Here is a 14,527-nt window from a genome sequence, read left to right on the forward strand (position 1 = left end):
AAAAAAAAAGAAAGAGAAAAAAAAAAAAAAAAAAAAAAACAACAACCCCCCCCCCCCCCCCCCCCCCCCCCCCCCCCCCCCCCCCCCCCACTTGTCGTGCTGTCTACGCGGCGAGGTGCGCCTTGAGAAGCTGGATGACGGCCGGGGCCTGGTCGGTCAGGTAGAAGTGGCCGCCCGGGAACACCTTCAGGTCGAAGGCGCCCGTGGTGTGCCGCTCCCACGCCCGTGCCTCGTCGAGGCTGGTGCGCGGGTCGTCGTCGCCCACCAGGACGGTGACGGGGGCTCCGATGCGGGTCTCGGGCTCGGCGCGGTACGTCTCGATGGCGGTGTAGTCGCTGCGGATGGCGGGCAGCACCATGCGCAGCAGCTCCTCGTCGCCCAGGACCCTGGGGTCGGTGCCGCTCAGCTTGCGCATCTCGGCGATGACGCCGTCGTCGTCGCGCTGGTGGACGTTCTCCGGGCGATGGGTGGAGGGGGCACGGCGGCCGGAGGCGAAGACGTGCACGGGGCCGCGCCCGTCCTGTTCGAAGCGGCGGGCCACCTCGAAGGCGAGGACGGCTCCCATGCTGTGGCCGAAGAACGTCAGCGGGCGTTCGTCGTCGAGGGCGCGCAGGGCCTCGGCGGCCCGGTCCGCGAGCTCGGCGATGGTGTCGATGCCCTTCTCCGTGTGCCGGTCCTGGCGGCCCGGGTACTGCAGTGCGCTGACGTCCGCCACCTGGCTCAGCGCCTGGGAGACGGGGAAGTAGAAACTGGCCGAGCCGCCCGCGTGCGGGAAGCACACCAGGCGGCGCTCGGCGTCCGGAGCCGGGTGGTAGCCGCGGACCCAGAGGCCGGCGGAGGCAACTGTCGTCATGAGGGTGTTCCATCCATGGTCATCAGGGGCCGTACGCCCGGCTAGCCGAGCGGGAAGCGGACTTCACCGGCGACGATCGGGTTCGCGTAGTTCTTGCTGGAGATCTTGATCCGGTTCAGGGCGAGCCCGGTGAGCGCCTCGAAGACGGCGCGACGCGCGTTCATGGCCGTCGAGTAGCCCGCGTCCAGGTGCGGGGCGACCTCGACGACGTCCATGCCGACCAGGTTCGTCTCGTGCGCGATGCGGCGCAGCGCGGTGAAGAGTTCGCGGGTGGTGAGACCCGCGGGTTCCGGGGTTCCGGTGCCGGGCGCGAAGGCCGGGTCGAGGACGTCGATGTCCAGGGAGAGGTAGACGTGGTCGGCGACGGCACGGGCCTCCTCGATGACCTTGTCGATCACGGCGGGGAAGCCGATGCGTTCGATCTCGGCCATGAAGTGGGAGCGCATCCCGGCCCGCCGCATCCAGTTGAAGAGCTGGTCGTCGGGGCCGGAAATGGTGCGGATGCCGACCTGGATGATGTTGGGGCCCGGCACCATCTCCTCGTCGATCAGTCTGCGGATCGGCGTGGTGTGAGTGGCACGGTGTCCGAACAGCTCCTCGTGGCAGTCCGGGTGGGCGTCGAAGTGGATGACGGCGATCGAGCCGCGGCCGTGCACCTCCGTGAGGGCGCCCACGCTGGGCCAGAGCAGCGAGTGGTCGCCGCCGAGCACGACGGGCTTCGCGCCCACTTCGGCGATCTCCCGGACCAGCCCGCGGATGGGCTCCATGGACCGGGTGATGTCGAAGGGGTCGACGGCCGCGTCCCCGTAGTCGACGACCTTGAGGACGTTGAACGGATTGACGCGGGTCGCGGAGTGCACGAACCCCTCGGGGGTGCTGTACAGGTACCGCTCGTCGGCACGGATGGCGCGCGGCCCGTACGCGGCGCCGCGGTGCCCGCTGGAGACGTCGACCGGGCAGCCCACCACGGCGACGTCGACGCCGCCGGCCCGCAGGTCCTCCTGGGTCAGGGCCAGGGGCACGCCCATGAAGGTGGGCACGCCCGAGTAGGACGGCTGCACGTAGTAGCGGCGCAGGTCGATCGGGCCGGGTTCGCGCCGGGGGAAGGTGGAGCGATCGACCTCCCGCCGCCAGGCCTCGGACTCGGGTGTCTCGCTCATCTCTCTCCTCGGATACGGGGTTTCATACGCGGTCGTACGGGAAGGTCAGCGGGGCTTCGCGGCGACCGGCAGACGGACACAGCCGCTGATGACGGGCGAGCTGCGGCGCGCCACCGGGCCCGTCACGTGCAGGTCGGGCAGCCGGTCCACCAGGACGCGGAGCGCCGTCTCGCCCTCCATGCGCGCCAGCGGGGCGCCGATGCAGTAGTGCATGCCACCGGAGAACGACAGGTGTTCGGCGGGGTTCTCACGGGTCAGGTCGAAGCGGTCCGGCTCGGTGTACACCTCGGGGTCGCGGTTGGCGGAGCCGATGAGGACGACCACAGAGCTGTCGGCCCTGATGTGGTGGCCGTGCAGGGCGATGTCCTCGTGCGGGACACGCTGTGCCTGCAGGGCGGGCGAGTCGTAGCGGAGGGTCTCCTCGACCGCGCGTGGCGCGAGGTCCGGGTCGTCGCGCAGGAGATTCCACTGGGCGCGGTCCCCGGTCATGGCGAGGACGGCGTTGCCGATGAGATTGGTGGTGGTCTCGAAGCCGGTGACGGCCAGCACGGTACAGAAGGCGAGGAGTTCCTCCGTGGTGAGCTTGCCTTCGCCCTTGGCCGCGGTGAGCCGGCTGATGAGGTCGTCGCCGGGCTCTTGGGCGCGCAGCGCGATCAGCTCGGTGAAGACCTGGTCGAGGTCGTCGACGGCGGCCCTGAACTCCCGTGCCATCTTGAGGGACTTGACGCCGTCGATGACGGGGCCGACCTTCCGGCCGGCGTGGATGAACCGGTCGTGGTACTCCTCCGGAACGCCGAGCAGCTCGCCGATGACGAGGAGCGGCAGCGGACCGGCGAAGTCCTCGATGAGGTCGAAGCTGTCGGAGGCGGCAGCCTTGTCGAGCAGGCTGTGGCAGAGCTTCTCCACCGAGATCCGGTACTTGCTGATCATCTTCGGCCCGAAGGCGGGCTGCGCGAGACGGCGAAGGCGGGTGTGGTCGGGTGGATCGAGGCCGAGGATGGAGCTGTCCCAGGGGATTTCGTCCATCAGCTCGTGGCCGGGCACACCGCCCTGTTGGCGATTGAGGAACAGCGAGCGGTCCCGCAGGATGCGACTGCCCAGCTCGTGGCTGCCGGTGACCCAGGTGCCGAGGTGGCTGCGGTGCAGTGGGCCCCTCTTCCGTACCGCCGCATACAGCGGATACGGGTCCTGCTGCCCCTGCAGAAGCCGCGTGAACGGGTCACCGAAGAGACCGAAGGCGCGCAAAAACGCGCGGGTCGCGCCGAGTTTGGCGCTGAACTTCAGGCCGGCCGTCCTGCTGTCCATCAGCGTGGCCATCACTGCTCCTTGCGAGAGGCGGTCCTGGCGGGCCTGAGCGCCTGCTGCGGCCCGAGCGCCACGACCTCGAAGCTGCGGGTGGTCGAGTCCAGTCGGTGGATGAGCCGGTCGGGTCCGGTGACATGGACGGTGCCCACCCCCCGCGCCCGCAGCGTCTCGACGACGGGGGGCCAGCGGACGGGGTGGTCGAAGGTGGTGAGGAGCATGGTGCGCAGCTGTTCGGCGGTGGTCACCAGGGAGCCGTCGTGGTCGGCGACGACCGGCAGTTCGGGGGCGCCGATCTCGAACCCGGCGAGCACCTTCTCCTCGGCCCGCGCGCGCAGGTCGGTCAGGACGCGGCAGTGCGCGGGCGGCTTCATCGAGTAGAGCGAGTAGCCGCCGATGGCACTGATGCGCCGCTGGAAGGACTCGAGCACCGGCTCCCGGAGCGTGATCATCCACATGCCCTCGTCGAGGTAGCCGGAGATCTCGTGGAACTCACCGCGCTCGGTGAGCTCCCCGAGGACCTCGCTGAGTTCCTCTTCGGGTACGCGGGTGATGGTGAGCGTCACCAGCTCCTGATGCTGCTCCTCGAAGAACTCCCTCTCACAGCTGGCGAGTTCAGCGGTGAGACGGACGGCTTCGGCGAACGGCAGGGCGCCGCTGAAGGCCGCGGCGGCCTTCTGTCCGAAACTGAAGCCGACGCAGTAGTCCGGGTCGAGGCCCTGGGTCTCGCGGGCCCGGTCGGCCAGCGAGAGGGAGTTGACGAAGAACGCGATCTGCGCGAACACACCGAAGTCGTCGCCCTCGGCACGGAATCCGTCGAGGACTGAGCGGCCGAGCGCCTCGTCGGCCTCGACAAGGCGCTTACGGACGAAGGGGTCGATCATCATGAACTTGCCCACGTCGGTGAAGCGCGCGGGCCCCATGCCCGGAAACACCACGGCACTGCGGGGCGGCTCGTTCTGCTCGGTCGGCTCGGTCGTCATCGGGGGGTCCTCACGGGTACCTGCGTGCTGGGTCGAAGCTGGTTGGGGCTGGAGTGCACTGTCACGCGGACGCGGCGAGTTCAGGCTCGCTGCGCTCCGCCGCGCGCTGTTCGAGGGCTCGCCGGTCCGGCTTGCCGTTGCGGTTGAGAGGGAAGCTGTCGATGACGACGATCCGGTTGGGGTGCTCGTACGCGGGCAGGGCGTCCTTGATGAGGGCGCGCCAGTGTGCGGTGGGCCGGTCGGCGGGGTCCTCGACGAAGAAGACCAGCTCGGCGCCGCGCGCCTCGTCGGGCAGCGCGATCACCTTGGTGGCGCAGCCCGCGGCGGCGACCTTACGCTCGATGATCTCCGGGTAGAGGGTGTAACCCATGCGGTGCACGGCGAGCTTGCGGCCCGCGACGAAGAGGTTGCCGTCCGCGTCGAGGTGACCGAGGTCCCCGGTGCGGTACCAGCCCTGCTCGACGGGGGCGAGGGTGCCGTCCTCGGCGAGGTAACCGGCCATCATGTCAGGGGTGTTGACGAGTATCTCGCCCAGCTCCCCGGCCGGGAGCCGGTTGCCATCGTCGTCGCAGACGAGCAGCTGGAGGCCGTCCATGACACGGCCGCACGCGACCGGGTCGTCGATGGTGGCGAAGGCGATGTTGCCGAGCTCCGTGCTGCCGTAGCTGTCGAGCAGCGGGTGGCCGAAGAAGTCGCCGTACTGGTCGGACAGGGCCGGGTCGAGGGGCGCGGCGCCGCTGCAGAACATGCGGACACCACCGAGAGCGGCCGCCACCTCGGCCTTGCGGCGGGCGAGGTTGAGGATGCTGCGGTAGGTGGCGGGCGTCGCGTCGATGACGGTCACGCCGCACTGGCCGCCCATGAGGACGGCGCGGTCGAGCCGCCGGTAGGGCGCCACGATGAGGGAGCACTTGGCGAGCCAGGCGATCAGGACCATCGACAGGCCGTACTGGTGCGCGAAGGGCAGCAGCGGCAGGAGCACGTCGTCGGGGCCGTGGCCCATGTGTGTGGCGTTGCGGCGCAGGTTCTCCAGGAAGCGGCCGCCGTTCTTGACCACTCCCTTGGGAGTGCCGGTCGAACCGGAGGACCACATGATCAGTCCGTCCGGGAGTGCGCACCACGCGGTGAAGTCGAGGGCTGTCTCGGTGGGGACGAGGCCCGCGGCCTCGACGAGCAGCTTGTACAGGTAGACGGCCTCGTCCTGATCGGCGGGCACGGGCGCGTCGTCGTCGTACAGACAGAGGCGCGCGCGGGTGCGCCCGACGATGCGGGCCGTCTCCTTGGCGTGCTCCTGCTGGTCGACGAGGACGATCGAGGCGCCGACATGCATCAGTGCGAAGAACGCGTTGAGCCACGCCGCCGAATTGCCGGCCTTGAGAAGTACCCGGTCTCCCGGGCGGATACCTTCAGCCCGCAGAACCATCGCGACCCGCAATGTGTCCTGTTCGAATTCAGCGAAGGTCCGCGCCGAATCCCCCGTGAAGATGCTCGGTGTCATCGGAGCCGCCCCCTTTCCCGGTTCTGAGAATCAGCAGGCACGAAAATGTCGAGCACGGCAAAGCTATTCGCCCATAGCTTCGAACAGAACCCCTATCTATCCCCTAGCGCCCCTGAGCTGCCCACTTACCGCCCTGCCGCATGGACTTGACCCCCACCCCAGGCACTACCTTCGAGCCTGTACCGGTCTACATAACCGCGGAGGTTCTGGTGAATTCCACACACCGGCAGGCCCGCCGCCTTTCCCCCGCAGGGCGGCGGATATGACGGCGCATACAGAAATAGACGAAGTGCAGGGCGCGGCGCAATCCACGGCGCGCACCGAAGAATCCACGTCGGCCGCCCCGGAGCAGCACTCCACCGGTCTGCCGCCGTTCGCCGGACGCTGGGCCGGCGCGGTCGCGGGCGCGTCCGGCCTCGCGCTGCTGCTGGTCAGCACGCGGTACGGATTCCAGGGCGACGAACTCTACTTCCTGGGCGCGGGGCAGCACTTGAGCTGGGGGTACGCCGACCAGCCGGTGCTCCTGCCGCTGCTCGCCCGCACCATCGACGCGATCTCCGGCGGCTCGCTGTTCGCGCTGCGGCTGCTGCCCGCGCTGCTCACCGTGGCGGGTGTCCTCGTCGCGGCCCTCACCGCCCGAGAGTTCGGCGGCCGGCGTCGCGCACAGCTCCTGACGGCCGCCGCCTACGGCTTCGCCCCGGCCGTTCTGATCAGCGGGCACGCGCTGTCCACGATGGCCGTCGACCTGTTCCTCTGGACGGTGGTGAACTGGCTGCTCGTCCGCTGGGTGCGGGCCCGCGACGACCGGCTGCTGCTGTGGGCGGGCCTGGTCACGGCCGTCGCGCTGCAGGGCAAGTACCTCATCGTCGGGTTCTGGATCGTGCTCGCCGTGAGCCTGTTCGCCGCAGGACCGCGCGAGTTGCTGCGGCGCAGGGCGCTGTGGATCGGCGCGGCCGTCGCCGTCGTCACCTCGGTGCCGGGCCTCGTCTGGCAGGCCCGGAACGGCTGGCCACAGCTGGAGATGCGCTCGGTACTCGACGCCGAGGGAATCCTCGGCGGCCGTGCGGGCTTCCTGCCCTATCTGATCGTGCTGTCCGGCGGCGTCTTCACCGTCGTCCTCGTCTACGGCCTGATCCGCCTCCTGCGCTCCCCCGACCTCGCGCCCTATCGCTTCCTCGCGTGGACGTTCCTCGGTCTGACCGCGCTGTTCCTCGTCACCGGGGGCCGACCCGCCTACGTGGTGGGCGTGTTCGCACCCCTGTGGGCGGCGGGCGCGGTGGCCCTCGAGAGCGGGGGCGGCAAGCGCTGGTGGCGGTGGCTCGCCTCCTGGCCGGCGTTCGGCGTGACCGCCCTGGTGACGCTCGCCCTTTCGCTGCCCGTCTATCCCGTCTCACAGGTGACGAAGACCGAGCAGCCCGAGAACAACCCGATGTCCGCCGAGACGCTGCGCTGGCCGCACCTGATCGACGCCGTCGCGAAGGCCCACGACGGCCTGCCCGCCGACGAGCGGAAGCGGGCCGTCGTCGTCACGCAGTACTACGAGGAGGCGGGCGCCGTCGACTACTTCGGCGCCGATCGCGGCCTGCCGTCCGCGTACAGCGGACACCGCGGCTACTGGTACCTCGGGTCGCCGCCGGACTCCTCGGGCCCCGTCCTGTATGTGGGCACGGACGTGGCGAAGCTCAAGCCGTACTTCTCGCAGATCCGCAAGGCCGCGACCGTCGCGGGTGGCGAGGGCGAGAGCTACGTCGACGGCGTGCCGGTGTGGGTCCTGGACGGACAGCGCAAGCCGTGGTCGAAGATCTGGCCCGGGTACGGGCACCTTTCCTGACCTTTTCCGGCCTCGATGACGAAGGCCCCGCCCCCCACAAGGGGGCGGGGCCTTCGTCATGTGCAGGCCGTCACGAGCAGCCGGTCAGAGCCGGTCCAGCCACTCCTCCACGGCCCGCGCGGTGCTCCGCGAGTGCTCCTCCATGACCGTGAAGTGGTTGCCGGGCACGTCGACCGCGGTGTGCTCCAGCTTCCAGGCGGGCCGCCAGTCGTACTCCTGCGTCCACTCCATGATCGGCTCACCGGCCCGCACCAGGAGCGTCGGTGCCTTCAGGGGCTCCGGCAGCAGACCGAGGAACATGTAGCGGGCCATGGCGGTGACCCAGGCGTCGCCCCAGTCGTTGTCCGCCGCGCCCGGCACGCTGTCGTAGCGGTCGCTCAGCTGCCGGCCCATCGCGGCGGCCATGTCACCGAGGGCCGCCTCGTCCACGTACGTGTCGACGAGGACCACACCGGCCGGTCCCGCGCCCCGGCTCTCCAGCTCCCGCGCCACGGCGTGCGCGACGAGCCCGCCCGACGAGTGCCCTGCGAGCACATACGGCTTGCCGCCCGCGTCGCGCTCCACCGTGTCCGCGTGCAGCCGCACAAGGGCGTCCTTGTCCGCGGGCAGCAACTCCCCCTCCAGGAAGCCCGGGTGGGTGATGACGCTGACGTCCCTCCGGTCCCGGAAGTACGTCCCGAAGCGGGCGTAGTCGTACGCGCTGGAGCGGCCGATGTACGAGGTGAACAGGACCACTCCGACCGGCTCGGGGCCCCTGGACAGCGGGAACGAGGCCCGGGGCTCGGCGAGTTCGGACTCGTCGGTGAACGAGGCCCGGAACCGCTCCATCGTCCGAAGGACCGGGATCAGGTCGTCGGCGCGGCCCTGCCGGGCCGCCTCGTCGTACAGCTCGGCGAGGCCGGTGGCGGGACGGGGGGCGGTAGGAGCGGCGGGGGCCTGGTGGCGAGCGGGGGCCTTCTCCTGCTGCCCGGTCCACTGCCCCTGCTGTACGTCGCCTGGGGACTCGTCCCCTACGGGCACCGCCTCCACCGGCTGCTCCCCCAGCTGCTCCGCGAGCCGCTCGGCGAGGGCCCGCGGGGTGCGGTTCTGGAAGACCAGGGTCGCGGGCAGGCGCAGGCCCGTGGCGGCCATGAGGCGGTTGCGCAGCTCGACGCCGGTGAGGGAGTCGAAGCCGATCTCCAGGAAGCCGCGCTCGTCCTCGACGTGCTCCGCCGGTTCGAGGCCGAGGACCGCCGCCGCCTCCTCCCGCACCAACGCGGCCAGGACGCGGGGCCGTTCGGTCGCGTCCGTCGCGGCAAGGCGGCGGCGTAGGGCCTGAGCCCCCGCGACGGCGGGCGCCGCGCCCACAGCGGTGCGCCGGCCCGTGACCCGCACCAGACGCCGCAGCAACGGCGGCACCCCCGACCGCGCACCCGCCCGGAGCGCCGCCAGGTCCATGCGTACGGGGAGGACTTGCGCGAGACCGGACGTACGTCCCGCATCGAAGAGCGCGAGGCCTTCCGCCGAGGTCAGCGGCAGGACTCCGCCGCGTGATATCCGGCCGCGCTGCGTCGCGTCCAGGTGCCCGGTCATCTCGCTGCTCTCGGCCCACAGACCCCAGGCGAGCGCGGTGGCCGGGACTCCCCTGGCGCGCAGGCGGTGCGCGAACGCGTCGAGGAAGGCGTTGGCCGCCGCGTAGTTGCCCTGCCCCGGGCCGCCGAAGGTGGCGGCCGCCGAGGAGAACAGCACGAAGTCCGCGAGGTTCTCTCCCTCGGTCAGCTCGGCGAGGTTGAGGGCCGCGTCCAGCTTGGGGCGCAGTACCCCGTCGATGCGCTCCGGCGTAAGGGAGCCGACCATCCCGTCGTCGAGGACCCCAGCCGTGTGCACGACCGCGGTGAGCGGATGCGCGTCCGGGACCGTGCCGAGGGTGGCGGCGAGCGCGTCGCGGTCCGCCGCGTCGCAGGCCGCCAGCCGCACGTCGGCGCCCAGGGATTCGAGCGCGGTGACGAGCTGCGCGGCACCGGGTGCGTCCGGGCCGCGCCTGCTGGTGAGCAACAGGTGCCGGACACCGCGCTCGGCCACCAGGTGCCGGGCGACAAGGGCGCCGAGGGTGCCGGTCGCGCCGGTGATCAGGACGGTGCCTTCGGGGTCGAGGAGCGGGGCGGCCACCTCATCCGGGGCAGCCGTCGCGTTCGGAGCGGGCGCCGAGACCAGGCGGGGTGCGTACAGTTCGCCGCCCCGTACCGCCAACTGTGTCTCGTCCAGGGCAAGTCCGGTGGACAGGACCCTGCCTGCGGCCTCCGGGTCTGTGCTGGAGCAGTCATCGAGGTCGACGAGGACGAATCCGGGGCCGCCGGGGTTCTCCGACTGCGCCGAGCGCGTCAGGCCCCACAGCGCGGAGTGCGCGAGGTCCTGCACGTCGCCGCCGTCGACGGACACCGCGCCCCGGGTCACCAGGACGAGGCGGGACTCGGCGAGGCGTTCGTCGTCGAGCCACGCCTGGATCAGATCGAGAGCGCGGTGCAGCCCTGCCCGTGCCGTGTCCGCGACGTCCGCGTCTGAGCCAGGGGCGAACGAGACGAGGACCGTCCCGGGCACGGGCGCACCCGCGTCGAGCGCCGCACGCAGCGCCGCCGGGTCCGCGTAACTGTCCACGGCCGCACCCGCGTCGGACGCGGCAAGGCCCGCGGCCACCCGCAGCTCGTCGGGGCCGATCGCCGCCCACGAGAGCTCGGTCGGCGCGGCCGGGGCCCGGAGGGCTGTCCACTCGACGCGGAACAGCGCGTCGTGGTGGCCCGCTCCGGACGCCGCGCGCAGCTGCCCGGCGTCGACCGGGCGCAGTTCGAGGGAGTCCGCACGGGCCACGGGGGCGCCGGTGTCGTCGGCGAGCAGCAGCGCCACACCGTCGCCGGTCGCGGAGCGCGTGACGCGGACCCGCAGGGTCGTGGCGCCTTCCGCGTGCAGTGAGACGCCGCTCCAGGCAAACGGCAGGCGCACGCCGTCGGCGTCCTCGAAGGGCGCGAGGGCCACGGCGTGCAGGGCCGCGTCGAGGAGCGCGGGGTGCAGGCCGTACGCCTGGGCGTCACGGTGCTCGGTCTCAGGGAGGTGGATCTCGGCGTAGACGGTGGAATCCGCCGCGTCCCCGCTGCCCGTGTCGTCCATGCCGTCCGTACCGCCCCGCCAGGCGGCGCGCAGCCCCTGGAAGGCGGGGCCGTAGCCGAGCCCGGTCTCCGCGAGGCGGTCGTAGAACCCTTCGACGTCCAGAGCTTCGGCCCCTGCCGGCGGCCAGACGGTCAGGTCGTCGTGAGCACCGAACACGTCGGACGCCCCGAGGGTGCCGCTCGCGTGCCGGGTCCAGACGCCTCCTGCGGCGCCCGCCGCGCGCGAGGACACCGTCACCGCGCGCCGCCCGGAGTCGTCCGGGGCGCCGAGCCAGACCTGCAGGGTCACGGCCGCATCGCCTGCCACGACCAGCGGCGCCTCCAGGGTGAGTTCCTCGACGAAGCCGCAGCCGACCTCGTCCCCGGCCCGCAGCGCGATCTCCAGGAACGCGGTTCCGGGCAGCAGCACCGTGTCGGCCACCGCGTGGTCGGCCAGCCACGGGTGCGTACGGAGGGAGAGTCGCCCGGTGAGGACGTGCTCGTCCGAGTCGGCAAGCTCCACGGACGCGCCGAGCAGCGGGTGTCCCGCCGCCTCGATCCCGGCCGAAGTGACGTCCCCGGCACCGGGGGCGGCCGCTTGTGGCCAGTAGCGCTGGCGCTGGAAGGCGTAGGTGGGCAGGTCGACGGTGCGGTCGCGGGCCGCGGGGTAGAGGCTCGTCCAGTTCAGCTCGGCGCCGTTGACGTGCGCCTCGGCGATCGACTGGGTGAGACGGCGGGCTCCGCCTTCGTCCCGGCGCAGGGAGCCGAGGGTGGCGGCGGTGGACTGGTCGGTGTCGTCGATGGTGGCCTGGACCGGGACGGTCAGGACGGGGTGCGGGCTCATCTCCAGGAACAGGTTGTGGCCCTCGGCGAGGAGGCCTCGGGTGGCCTGCTCGAACAGCACCGTACGGCGGAGGTTGCGGTACCAGTAGCCCCCGTCCATCGGGGTGTCGGCGTGCTCCAGCCAGTCACCGGTCAGGGTCGAGAAGACCGGGATCTGCGGCGCCTGGGGTGTCACCGGGGCGAGCACCTTCGCCAGATGGCTCTCGATCGCCTCGACGTACGCGGAGTGTGAGGCGTAGTCCACCGGGATCGTACGAGCACGAATGTCCCGCTGCTCGCAGTGCGCGACCAGCTCGCGCAGGGCCTCGGGCTCGCCCGAGACCACCACCTGGGAGGGCCCGTTGGCGGCGGCGACGGAGATACGGTCGCCCCATTCCGCCAGGAGCTCCCTCGTCTCGTCCTCGGGCAGCACGAGGGAGACCATGCCGCCCTTGCCCGAGAGTTCGAGGATCGCCTGACTGCGCAGGGCGACCACGCGGGCGGCGTCCTCGAGGGAGAGCGCACCCGCCACGCAGGCGGCGGCGATCTCACCCTGGCTGTGACCCACGACAGCGGCAGGCTCGACACCCGCCGCACGCCACACGGCGGCCAGCGACACCATCACGGCGAAGAGAACCGGCTGGACGACGTCGACACGGTCGAAGTGGTCGCCGTTCAGTTCCTCGAACAGGTCCCAGTCGACGAACGCCGACAGCGCGTCCGCGCACTCCTCCATCCGCGCGGCGAACACCGGACTGGACTCCAGGAGTTCCACGGCCATACCGGCCCACTGCGACCCCTGCCCCGGGAACACGAACACGGGCCGGGTCACGCCTGCTCCCGCGCGGCCCTCGATCGCGCCGGGGGCGTTCGTGTCGCCCTGCGCGAGCCGGTCGAGTGCGGCGAGCAGCTCCTCGCGGTCCGCGCCGAGAGCGACGCCCCGGTGCTCGAAACGGGACCGGGTCACGGCGAGGGACCGGGCCACGGCGGTGAGGTCCGCCTCCTCACGTTCGAGAAGGTGTGCCCGTAGCAGGGCGGCCTGGCCTCGTACGGCGTCCGGGGTACGCCCGGACAGTACGAGCGGCACCGCCCCCGCCACCACCTGTGGCCCGGCGGGCTGAGCAGACTGGGCGGGCTCGGCATCCGGCCCTTGCCCATCCGGGATCTGCCCCTCCGGGGCCTGCTCCACGATCACGTGTGCGTTCGTGCCACTGATACCGAAGGAGGAGACCGCCGCGCGGCGCGGAGCTCCCTCGCGTTCGGGCCAGGCGCGGTTGCCGGTGAGGAGTTCGACGCCACCGGCCGACCAGTCGACCTCGGGTGTCGGCGCATCCACGTTGAGGGTTTGCGGCAGTACGCCGTGCCGCATCGCCATCACCATTTTGATGACGCCGGCGACACCGGCGGCGGCCTGCGTGTGGGAGATGTTGGACTTCAACGAGCCCAGCCACAAAGGCTGTTCGGCCGGGCGGTCCTTGCCGTACGTCGCGATGAGGGCCTGCGCCTCGATCGGGTCGCCCAGCATGGTGCCGGTGCCGTGCGCCTCCACCGCATCGACGTCCCGCGTCGCCAGCTGCGCGTCGGCGAGGGCGGCCTGGATGACGCGCTGCTGGGAGGGGCCGTTGGGGGCGGTGAGGCCGTTGCTCGCACCGTCCTGGTTGACGGCCGAACCGCGTACCACCGCGAGGACCTGGTGCCCGTTGCGGCGTGCGTCGGAGAGGCGCTCCAGGACGAGCATGCCGACGCCTTCTCCCCATCCGGTGCCGTCGGCGCCGGCAGCGAACGACTTGCAGCGGCCGTCGGGGGCGAGGCCGCGCTGGCGACTGAACTCCGCGAAGGAGGTGGGCGTCGGCATGACGGCCGCTCCGCCCGCGAGGGCCATCGTGCACTCACCCTGACGCAGCGCCCGTACCGCCAGATGCAGCGCGACGAGGGAGGACGAGCAGGCCGTGTCGACGGTGACGGCCGGGCCCTCGAGGCCGAAGGAGTACGAGAGGCGGCCCGAGGCGACGCTGGCCGCGTCCCCGGTCATGACGTAGCCCTCGACGCCCTCGGCGCCGTTCAGGGTCGCCGAGTAGCCCTGCGACGACATGCCCACGAACACTCCGGTCGCACTGCCACGCACCGTCGCCGGAACGATCCCGGCGCGCTCGAAGGCCTCCCAGGATGTCTCGAGGAGGAGCCGCTGCTGGGGGTCCATGGCGAGGGCTTCGCGCGGGTTGATGCCGAAGAACGCCGGATCGAACTGATCGGCGTCGTGCAGGAAGGCGCCGGTCGTGATGTACGCGGGTCCCTCATCACCCTGGAGGTCGGCGGGGGCGTCGATGTCCCAGTTCCGGTTGGTGGGGAAGCCGGAGAGGCCGTCCTCACCGAACGAGACCATGTGCCACAGGTCCTCGGGGGTCCGCACGCCACCGGGGTAGCGGCAGCTCATCGCGACGATGGCGATCGGCTCGTCGTCGGTCTGCGTGCCGGTGCGCAAGGCGGCCGGAGCGGCGCTCGACGAGGCGCTCTCGGGGAGCGTCCCGATGAGCTCGGTCTCCAAGTGCCGGGCGAGAGCTGCGGGGGTCGGATAGTCGAAGATGAGGCTTGCGGGCAGGCGGAGTCCGGTGCCCGCGTTGAGGCGGTTGCGCAGTTCGACGGCGGTGAGCGAGTCGAAGCCCAGCTCCTTGAACGCCTTGGTGGCGTCGACCGAGTCGGGCGAGGGATAGCCGAGCACGGCGGCGATGTCGGCGCGCACGAGGTCGACCAGCGTCTGCCCCCGCTCATCGGCATCGAGAGCGGCGAGGCGCTCCGCGAGGGTCTGCTCCCCCCGGCCGCCGGAGGGCGCCGCGATCGCCGTGCTCGCCGCCTTGCGTACGGTGCCTCGGACGAGGGTGCGGAAGAGGTGGGGAACCTCACCGCCCGCGAACTGGACCCGCAACGCCTCGGGATCCAGCTTCATCGGCACCAACGCACC

Annotated in this window: 6 protein-coding genes and 1 pseudogene; 1 reads left to right on the forward strand and 6 read right to left on the reverse strand. The window is 71.5% G+C overall.

Annotated elements, in window-relative coordinates; translation table 11 throughout:
* Window positions 1-103: 103 nt before the first annotated feature.
* From ACZ5CR_RS43275 to ACZ5CR_RS43295, 5 genes are all read right to left on the reverse strand, one after another.
* Window positions 104-853 (reverse strand): thioesterase II family protein, encoded by a 750-nt coding sequence (locus ACZ5CR_RS43275; RefSeq protein WP_468868614.1) that lies wholly within the window; start codon window positions 851-853, stop codon window positions 104-106.
* A 41-nt stretch (window positions 854-894) separates the two neighbouring features.
* Entirely contained in the window at window positions 895-2,013 is a 1,119-nt protein-coding gene (locus tag ACZ5CR_RS43280) for an agmatinase family protein (RefSeq protein ID WP_468868618.1), read from the reverse strand.
* Window positions 2,014-2,058: 45 nt separating this feature from the next.
* Window positions 2,059-3,330 carry a cytochrome P450 gene (locus tag ACZ5CR_RS43285; RefSeq protein WP_468868622.1) on the reverse strand — a complete coding sequence of 424 codons (1,272 nt, stop codon included), beginning with the start codon at window positions 3,328-3,330 and terminating at the stop codon, window positions 2,059-2,061.
* Window positions 3,330-4,298 carry an ACP S-malonyltransferase gene (locus ACZ5CR_RS43290; RefSeq protein ID WP_468868625.1) on the reverse strand — a complete coding sequence of 323 codons (969 nt, stop codon included), beginning with the start codon at window positions 4,296-4,298 and terminating at the stop codon, window positions 3,330-3,332. The genes ACZ5CR_RS43285 and ACZ5CR_RS43290 overlap by 1 nt, the downstream gene beginning before the upstream one ends.
* Before the next feature lie 61 nt (window positions 4,299-4,359).
* Complete coding sequence (locus tag ACZ5CR_RS43295) at window positions 4,360-5,796, reverse strand: class I adenylate-forming enzyme family protein (RefSeq protein WP_468868627.1); 1,437 nt, start codon at window positions 5,794-5,796, stop codon at window positions 4,360-4,362.
* A 262-nt stretch (window positions 5,797-6,058) separates the two neighbouring features.
* Here ACZ5CR_RS43295 and ACZ5CR_RS43300 point away from each other — a divergent pair, with 262 nt between their 5' ends.
* Window positions 6,059-7,627, forward strand: a complete 1,569-nt coding sequence (locus ACZ5CR_RS43300) for an ArnT family glycosyltransferase (protein WP_468868630.1) — start codon at window positions 6,059-6,061, stop codon at window positions 7,625-7,627.
* 84 nt (window positions 7,628-7,711) lie between these two features.
* On the opposite strand, the pseudogene ACZ5CR_RS43305 reads toward ACZ5CR_RS43300, so the two are convergent.
* Window positions 7,712-14,512: pseudogene (locus ACZ5CR_RS43305) on the reverse strand (SDR family NAD(P)-dependent oxidoreductase); the annotation flags it as partial.
* Window positions 14,513-14,527: the final 15 nt, after the last annotated feature.

Source organism: Streptomyces sp. NPDC031274 (genome assembly GCF_055570235.1).

Coding starts and splice junctions, on each gene's coding strand:
- ACZ5CR_RS43280 (WP_468868618.1), bottom strand. CDS start 2,013: ATGAGCGAGACACCCGAGTCCGAGGCCTGGCGGCGGGAGGTCGATCGC.
- ACZ5CR_RS43295 (WP_468868627.1), bottom strand. CDS start 5,796: ATGACACCGAGCATCTTCACGGGGGATTCGGCGCGGACCTTCGCTGAA.
- ACZ5CR_RS43285 (WP_468868622.1), bottom strand. CDS start 3,330: ATGGCCACGCTGATGGACAGCAGGACGGCCGGCCTGAAGTTCAGCGCC.
- ACZ5CR_RS43300 (WP_468868630.1), top strand. CDS start 6,059: ATGACGGCGCATACAGAAATAGACGAAGTGCAGGGCGCGGCGCAATCC.
- ACZ5CR_RS43275 (WP_468868614.1), bottom strand. CDS start 853: ATGACGACAGTTGCCTCCGCCGGCCTCTGGGTCCGCGGCTACCACCCG.
- ACZ5CR_RS43290 (WP_468868625.1), bottom strand. CDS start 4,298: ATGACGACCGAGCCGACCGAGCAGAACGAGCCGCCCCGCAGTGCCGTG.